At 72.3% G+C, this 7,935-nt stretch carries 6 protein-coding genes; 3 read left to right on the top strand and 3 right to left on the bottom strand.

Features of this window, described 5'->3' with window-relative positions; translation table 11 throughout:
- Positions 1 to 147: 147 nt before the first annotated feature.
- Positions 148 to 1,209 carry an aspartate-semialdehyde dehydrogenase gene (locus ABZ570_RS26850; protein WP_358069235.1) on the bottom strand — a complete coding sequence of 354 codons (1,062 nt, stop codon included), beginning with the start codon at positions 1,207 to 1,209 and terminating at the stop codon, positions 148 to 150.
- A gap of 6 nt (positions 1,210 to 1,215) precedes the next feature.
- Positions 1,216 to 2,481, bottom strand: a complete 1,266-nt coding sequence (locus ABZ570_RS26845) for an aspartate kinase (RefSeq protein WP_358069232.1) — start codon at positions 2,479 to 2,481, stop codon at positions 1,216 to 1,218.
- A 248-nt stretch (positions 2,482 to 2,729) separates the two neighbouring features.
- Between ABZ570_RS26845 and ABZ570_RS26840 the strand changes: the two genes are divergently transcribed.
- From ABZ570_RS26840 to leuA, 3 genes are all read left to right on the top strand, one after another.
- Entirely contained in the window at positions 2,730 to 3,506 is a 777-nt protein-coding gene (locus tag ABZ570_RS26840) for a hypothetical protein (RefSeq protein WP_358069229.1), read from the top strand.
- Between the two features lie 84 nt (positions 3,507 to 3,590).
- Entirely contained in the window at positions 3,591 to 4,124 is a 534-nt protein-coding gene (locus ABZ570_RS26835) for a nitroreductase family protein (protein ID WP_358069226.1), read from the top strand.
- Positions 4,125 to 4,657: 533 nt separating this feature from the next.
- Positions 4,658 to 6,409 (top strand): 2-isopropylmalate synthase, encoded by a 1,752-nt coding sequence (gene leuA, locus ABZ570_RS26830; RefSeq protein ID WP_358069223.1) that lies wholly within the window; start codon positions 4,658 to 4,660, stop codon positions 6,407 to 6,409.
- A 65-nt stretch (positions 6,410 to 6,474) separates the two neighbouring features.
- Here leuA and ABZ570_RS26825 read toward each other — a convergent pair whose 3' ends face one another.
- On the bottom strand, positions 6,475 to 7,911 hold the full coding sequence (locus tag ABZ570_RS26825; RefSeq protein WP_358069220.1) for an MFS transporter: 1,437 nt from the start codon (positions 7,909 to 7,911) through the stop codon (positions 6,475 to 6,477).
- Positions 7,912 to 7,935: the final 24 nt, after the last annotated feature.

Below are 7,935 nucleotides of genomic sequence, written 5' to 3'. Positions count from 1 at the left end.
GAGGCGGACGCGGTGTTCAGCACGTACCGGCCGGACAGCGTGCTGGGCCGGCTCGATCCGTCCCTTTTGCCGGCTAACTCCCGACAGAAAGTGCAAGATCGCGCGGGAGAGAGGGGGAACGGGGGAGGGGGAGAGGGGGGTGGGGGGTTAGGGGTGGGGGAGGGTGGTGGCGAGGAGTTCGGCGATCTGGGCGGTGTTGAGGGCGGCGCCCTTGCGGAGGTTGTCGCCCGTCACGAAAAGGTCCAGGGCGCGGGGGTCGTCGACGGCGCGGCGGATGCGGCCCACCCAGGACGGGTCGGTGCCGACCGCGTCGATCGGCATCGGGAACTCGCCCGCGGCCGGGTCGTCGACCAGGATCACGCCGGGGGCGTTGCGCAACGCCTCCCGGGCGCCCTCGGCGTCCACCTCGGTGGCGAAGACGGCGTGCACCGCGACCGAATGGCCGGTCACCACCGGCACGCGTACGCAGGTGGCGGAGACCTTGAGGTCAGGCAGTCCGAGGATCTTGCGCGACTCGTTGCGCATCTTCATCTCCTCGGACGACCAGCCGCCGTCGGCCAGCGAGCCGGCCCAGGGCACGACGTTGAGCGCCAGCGGGGCCGGGAACGGCCCCAGCTCGTCGCCGACCGCCTGCCGCACGTCGCCGGGACGGGAGCCGAGCCCCTGGTCCCCGGCGATCTTGCCGAGCTGCGCGTGCAGCGCGTCCACGCCGGCCTGCCCCGCCCCGGACACCGCCTGGTAGGACGCGAGCACCAGCTCGCGGAGGCCGTACTCGCGGTGCAGCGGGGCGACCGCCACGATCATCGCCAGGGTGGTGCAGTTGGCGTTGGCGATGATCCCCTTGGGCCGGTTGCGCACCTGCTCGGGGTTGATCTCGGGGACCACCAGCGGGACGTCCCGGTCCATCCGGAACGCGCCAGAGTTGTCCACCACCACCGCGCCCCGGCCGACCGCGACCGGTGCCCACTCGGCCGAGACCTCGTCCGGGACGTCGAACATCGCCACGTCCACGCCGTCGAACGCCTCGGGGGTGAGCGCCTGGACGGTGAGCAGCTCACCCCGGCACTGCACCTGCCGCCCGACCGAGCGCTCGGAGGCGAGCAGCCGGATCTCGCCCCAGACGTTGCGCCGGGCGGAGAGCAGCTGGCACATCACGGTACCGACGGCACCGGTCGCTCCGACCACGGCGAGGGTGGGCAGCGACGACATGGCCGGCTACCGCCCGGTGCCCGCGTAGACCACGGCCTCGGTCTCGCCGCCCAGATCGAAGGCGTCGTGGATGGCCCGGACCGCCTTGTCGAGGTCGGTGTCCCGGCAGACCACGGAGACCCGGATCTCCGAGGTGGAGATCATCTCGATGTTCACCCCGGCCGCGCCGAGGGCGGCGAAGAACCCGGCCGCGACGCCCGGGTGCGAGCGCATGCCGGCGCCGATCAGGGAGACCTTGCCGACGTGGTCGTCGTAGAGCAGTCCCTTGAACTTGACCAGATCCTGGATCTTGCTGAGCGCCGCCATGGCGGTCGGGCCGTCGGTCTTGGGCAGGGTGAACGAGATGTCGGTGCGGCCGGTGCCCTCGGTGGAGACGTTCTGCACGATCATGTCGATGTTGATCTCAGCACCGGCCACGGTGTCGAAGATCCGCGCCGCGGCACCCGGCTCGTCGGGCACCCCGACGATGGTGATCTTCGCTTCGCTGCGGTCGTGGGCGACCCCGGTGATCATGGCCTGTTCCACGGGAAGGTCCTCCATCGCTCCGGTGACCATCGTGCCGGTGTTGGTCGAGTATGACGAACGGACATGGATCGGCAAGCCTGCTCGCCGCGCGTACTCGACGCTACGCAGGTGCAGCACCTTCGCGCCGCAGGCGGCCAGCTCCAGCATCTCCTCGTAGGTGATCGTCTTGATGTGCCGGGCGTCCGGCACGATCCGCGGGTCGGCGCTGAAGATGCCGTCCACGTCCGTGTAGATCTCGCAGACGTCCGCCTCGAGCGCGGCGGCGAGCGCCACCGCGGTGGTGTCCGAGCCGCCCCGACCGAGCGTGGTGACGTCCTTGGTGTCCTGCGAGACACCCTGGAAGCCGGCCACGATGACCACCGCGCCCTCGTCCAGGGCACCCTTGAGGCGGCCCGGGGTGACGTCGATGATCCGCGCCTTGCCGTGCGCGGAGGTGGTGATCACGCCCGCCTGCGAGCCGGTGAACGAGCGGGCCTCGTACCCCAGGTTGTGGATGGCCATGGCGAGCAGCGCCATGGAGATCCGCTCGCCGGCGGTGAGCAGCATGTCCAGCTCGCGGCCGGGCGGCAGGGGGCTGACCTGGTGGGCCAGGTCGAGCAGCTCGTCGGTGGTGTCGCCCATCGCCGAGACCACCACGACCACGTCGTCCCCGGACTTGCGGGCGGCCACGATGCGCTCGGCCACGCGCTTGATCCGCTCGGCGTTGGCGACGGAGGACCCGCCGTACTTCTGCACCACGAGTGCCACGACGGCGCACTCCCTCCCAGCGACGACCCTGAGCGTGCCGACGCCGCCGGGTCTCGGCCCGGCGGCGCGCGTCAGACCTCCTCAGGTTATCTGGCGTCGCACGCCGCGGGGCCGGGTGATCCCACCATCCGGCCCGGGCGTGGGGCGGCTCACCGGGGCCGGACACGCCGCCTCGGCCGCGCGACACGCCGGCACGACAGCCGTACGGCAGGCTCCCCAGACCCCTCCTCGCACCGCAGAATGTCCCGGTGCACGCTCACCTCCGCGTAGCCCGGCGGCTGGCCGGCGTCCTGGCGATCGCCCTACCGGCGCTGCTGGCCGCCTGCACCGCCTACTCGCCGCCACCTGCCCCGCTCGACACCGCCGACCCCGCCCCCGGAGAGGTGGACGCGGCCCGCGACGAGCTGGCCGCACTGGCGGCGGCCGCCCAGGACCGCCACCTCACCGCGAGGTACACCCTGGCCCCGGCGGACGGCCCCGACCGGATGATCTCGGTGACCAGCGCGAACGACGGCTCCTGGCGGGTGGACGTGCCCGGTTGGGGACAGGGCGGCAGCGTCGACGTCTCGCTCGCCGCCACCGCGGACGGGCTGTTCCAGTGCGCGCTGCCGTCGGCCGGCCGTCCCGAGCCGGCGAGCTGCGTACGCCTCGGCGACCCCGACGACGCCCTGCCGGGGAAGCTGGACCCCCGGGTACAGCACCCGTTCACGGACTGGCTGGCGGTGCTCACCGACCGGCGGGCGCCGCTCGCGGTCTCGCCGGCCGCCCCGCTGGCCGGCGTGGACGGCCAGTGCTACTCGGTGGAGTCGACGTCCGCCTCCCTGAACGCCCCGCTGGACGTGGGCATCTACTGCTACCGGCCGGACGGCACGCCGGCCGGGGTCCGGGCCGCCTTCGGCACGGTGAAGCTGGCCGGCGAGCCCGGCGCGGCGCCCGCCACCGTGCAGCTGGCCGGGCCGGTCACCGAGGGCGAGCCGGTCGGCCGGGAGAAACCCGCGGAGAGCGCGACCCCCGGAACGTCGTGACGCTCTGTCCGTTACGGGTGCTTTTGGCCACATCCGGCCGACCCAACGAAAAGGGCGAACGACGCATCCGGCACGCTCCTTCCCATGGCTGACCTCACCCCGCTGCTCGCCTTCCGCTGGAGCCCCCGGGCCTTCGCCCCGGACGCGGAACTCGCCGACGACGAAGCCGCCTCGCTGCTGGAAGCCGCCCGCTGGGCGCCCTCGGCGGGCAACGCCCAGCCGTGGCGGTTCGTGCTGGGGCACCGGCAGGACGAGATCTGGAAGCGGATCTTGGTCAGCCTCGCCGAGGGCGACCAGCGCTGGGCGCGGCACGCCTCCGCACTGCTGGTCGGCGCGCACACCGGCGCCGGCGATCCGGAGCGCGCCGCGTACGACCTCGGCCAGGCCGTCGCCCACCTGACCGTGCAGGCCACCGCGCTCGGCCTGCACGTGCACCAGCTCGACCGCTTCGACCGGGCCGGCCTCGCCGCCGAGCTGGACCTGCCGGCCGGGATCCGGCCGCTGGTGGTGGCCGCCGTCGGCCGCCTCGGCGACCCGTTCTCGCTCCCGGCGGACCTGCTCACCCGGGAAACCGCGCTCCGCCGCCGCCACCCCCTCGCCACCCTGCTGCTGCGCTGACCCGCGCCCCTCCGCGGCACCGGCCCACGCCCCAGGACTCGGACAAGATCCGGGAAGCTGCTGCCTCAACGTGCCGCGACGGCACCCGCCGCACCCGCTTCGGCGAGACCGCGGCAGCCGGCGAGACGGCCGGGCCGGACGCCCGCGCGACGACTGGACCAGAGGCTGACAAACCTACCCGCGTGCCGGGTTGACCTGCGCGCCTGAGGCCGTCGAGCAATTCTGGATCCGGCCGCGAGCCCGGGCGCGGATGCTCCGCCATGGCACCGGCGGCGGCTGGGATCCGTGTCTCAAATGACGGACGCAGCTACCACGGGGCCTCGTGATCACGTAGGGTCACCCTGTCATGTGGCAGGCGTACCTTCTCCTTGGCTGCCGCGGCGAGGCCTGAACGGCCGGCACCTCGTCGCGGAGTTGAACCGCGCCGTCCAGCACATCCGAGCCTCTTTCGGCATCGCCCCGGCAACGTCGCCGGCATCGCGCCGACACCTTCCGATCTGCTGACGCCACATGCCCCCAGGGAGCAACCCGAGATGGCTGACATCGCCACCGACCCCGAAACCGATCCGATCGCCCGGCAGCGCCCCAGCCGCATGCCGTTCCGCCGTTACCTGCCCTACCACCGGCAGTTCCAGATCGACCTGCCCGACCGCAGCTGGCCCACCCGCCAGGTCGAGGCCGCGCCGCGCTGGTGTGCGGTGGACCTCCGCGACGGCAACCAGGCGCTGATCGACCCGATGTCGCCGGAGCGCAAGCGCCGGATGTTCCAGCTGCTCGTGCAGATGGGCTACAAGGAGATCGAGGTCGGCTTCCCCTCGGCCAGCCAGACCGACTACGACTTCGTCCGGCAGCTGATCGAGCAGGACCTGATCCCCGAGGACGTCACCATCCAGGTGCTCACCCAGTGCCGGGAGCACCTGATCGACCGGACCTTCGAGTCGCTGCGCGGCGCCCGCCGGGCCATCGTGCACTTCTACAACTCCACCTCGACGCTCCAGCGCCGGGTGGTCTTCGGCCTGGACCGGGACGGCATCACCGACATCGCCACCACCGGCGCCCGGCTCTGCCAGAAGTACGCGGAGATCCACACCCCGGACACCGACATCCACTACGAGTACTCCCCCGAGTCGTACACCGGCACGGAGCTGGAGTACGCGCTGGAGGTCTGCGCCAAGGTCATCGAGGTGGTCGACCCGACCCCGGACCGCAAGCTGATCGTGAACCTGCCGGCCACCGTCGAGATGGCCATGCCGAACGTGTACGCCGACTCGATCGAGTGGATGCACCGACACCTGCCCCGGCGGGACAGTCTGGTGCTGAGCCTGCACCCGCACAACGACCGGGGCACCGGCGTGGCCGCCGCCGAACTGGGCCTGCTGGCCGGGGCGGACCGGGTCGAGGGCTGCCTGTTCGGCAACGGCGAGCGCACCGGCAACGTCGACCTGGTGACGCTCGGGCTGAACCTGTTCTCCCAGGGCATCGACCCGATGATCGACTTCTCGAACATCGACGAGGTCAAGCGGGCCGTCGAGTACTGCAACCAACTGCCGGTGCACGAGCGGCACCCGTACGCGGGAGACCTGGTCTACACCGCCTTCTCCGGCTCCCACCAGGACGCGATCAAGAAGGGCTTCGACGCCCTGCACGCCGACGCCGCGGCGGCCGGTGTCCCGGTCGACGAGTTCACCTGGGCGGTGCCGTACCTGCCGATCGACCCGAAGGACCTGGGCCGCACCTACGAGGCGGTCATCCGGGTCAACTCGCAGTCCGGCAAGGGCGGCGTCGCGTACATCATGAAGACCGAGTACCAGCTCGACCTGCCGCGCCGGCTCCAGATCGAGTTCTCCGGCGTGGTCCAGCAGGTCACCGACCACGACGGCGGCGAGGTCGAGCCGGCCGACATGTGGGAGATCTTCGCCCGCAACTACCTGGTCGACCACCAGGTCGACCCCACGGTCACGGTGTCCGACTACACGATCGGCACCACCGAGGGCAAGGTCGAGATCGAGGCTCAGGTCGGCTTCGGCGGCGAGGTTCACCCCCTTACCGCCGTCGGCAACGGCCCGATCGACGCGTACGTCAACGCGCTGCAGTCCCTGGGCGTGGCCGTACGCGTGCTCGACTACCACGAGCACGCGCTCACCTCCGGCGAGGACGCGCAGGCCGCCGCGTACGTCGAGTGCGAGGTGGACGGCCGCACGGTCTGGGGTGTCGGGGTGGACGCGAACATCGTGACCGCCTCGGTGAAGGCGGTCACCAGCGCGGTCAACCGCTCTCGCGCCTGACCTGCGAGGAGGGGCCCCTTGTCGACACCGGGTGTCAACAAGGGGCCCCTGCTCCGCCGGAGACGCTAAGAAGGGCCCCTTCCTTTCCCCGGGCGGTGGATGAGGAGGGCGGCCAGCACGGCGCCGAGCAGCAGCAGGCCGGCGCACCAGAGCATCGCCCCGCGGAACGCGCCGGCCAGCGCCCCCTTCTGCTCGTAGCCGGTGCCGGAGAGGCCGACCAGCAGCGGCAGCGCGGCCACCGCCAGCAGGCCACCGGCCCGGGAGGCGGCGTTGTTGAAGCCGCTCGCCACCCCGGCGAACCGGTCCGCCACCGCCGCCAGCACCGACGTGGTCAGCGGCGCCACCACCAGGGTCAGGCCCGCGCCGAACAGGACCACCCCGGGCAGCACGTCCGTCCAGTACGACGCCCCCGGCCCGATCCCACGCAACAGCAGCAGGCCGGCCGCGGCGACCACCGGCCCGACGGCCAGCGGCAGCCGTGGGCCGATCTTGGCCGACAGCGCCCCGGCCCGGGGCGAGCCGACCAGGAGCAGCAGGGTCATCGGCACGGTGGCCAGGCCCGTGAGCAACGCCGACCAGCCGATCCCGTTCTGCAGGTAGATCGCGAGGAAGAAGGTGAACCCGCTGAGGGCCGCGTACACGACCACGGTGAAGACGTTCAGCACCGAGAAGAGCCGGCTGCCGAACAGCTTGGTGGGCAGCATGGCGGCTTCCCCGCGCCGCCGCTCGACCAGCACGAAGAGCGCCATGGCGAGCACCCCGACCAGCGCCGACGCCAGCACCGCCGGGGAGCGGCCGCCGCGTGCCGGCGCGTCGATCAGGGCGTAGGTGACCCCGCCGAGGCCCAGCGCGCCGAGCAGCGCGCCGACGATGTCGAACCGCCGCTTCGCCCCGGCGCGCGAGACGGCCACGTCCCGGCTCTCCGGCACCCAGCGCAGCGTGGCGAGCACCACCGCGACGGCCAGCGGCACGTTGATGAAGAAGATCGACCGCCAGGAGAGCGCGTCGATCAGGAACCCGCCGAGGAGCGGGCCGAGCGCGGTGGAGACCCCGGACAGCCCGGACCAGGTGCCGATCGCCCGCCCCCGGTCGTCCGGGTGGAAGCTGGCCTGAAGCACGGAGAGCGAGCCGGGGGTGAGCAGCGCCCCGCCGGCGCCCTGCAGGAACCGGGCCACGATCAGCCAGCCGGTCCCCTGCGACAGCCCGCAGAGCACGGATGCTCCCGCAAACCAGACCACGCCGAACAGGAAGATCCGCCGGCGCCCGAACCGGTCGCCGAGCGCGCCCCCGAGCAGGACGAACGCGGCCAGCATCAGCAGATAGCCGTTCACGGTCCACTGGAGATCCGCGACGTTGGCCTTCAGTTCCGCACCGAGCCGGGGCAGTGCCACGTTGACCACCGTGGTGTCCAGGAACACCATGCCGGAGGCGAGGATCGCGGCGAGCAGGGTGCCCCGCCCACCGGCGGTGCCCATGCGGAGGGCGGAAGCGGGTGCGGTCATGGGTAATCACTCTGCCCGCGCTCC

This window comes from Micromonospora sp. NPDC007271 (assembly GCF_040634005.1).
Classification (GTDB): domain Bacteria; phylum Actinomycetota; class Actinomycetes; order Mycobacteriales; family Micromonosporaceae; genus Micromonospora.
This window is presented reverse-complemented; position numbering and strand designations above follow the sequence as displayed.

Bases quoted from the DNA above. Each gene is read 5' to 3' on its own strand.
- ABZ570_RS26850 (WP_358069235.1), bottom strand. From the start codon at position 1,209: ATGTCGTCGCTGCCCACCCTCGCCGTGGTCGGAGCGACCGGTGCCGTC.
- ABZ570_RS26835 (WP_358069226.1), top strand. From the start codon at position 3,591: ATGGCTGACCTCACCCCGCTGCTCGCCTTCCGCTGGAGCCCCCGGGCC.
- leuA (WP_358069223.1), top strand. From the start codon at position 4,658: ATGGCTGACATCGCCACCGACCCCGAAACCGATCCGATCGCCCGGCAG.
- ABZ570_RS26825 (WP_358069220.1), bottom strand. From the start codon at position 7,911: ATGACCGCACCCGCTTCCGCCCTCCGCATGGGCACCGCCGGTGGGCGG.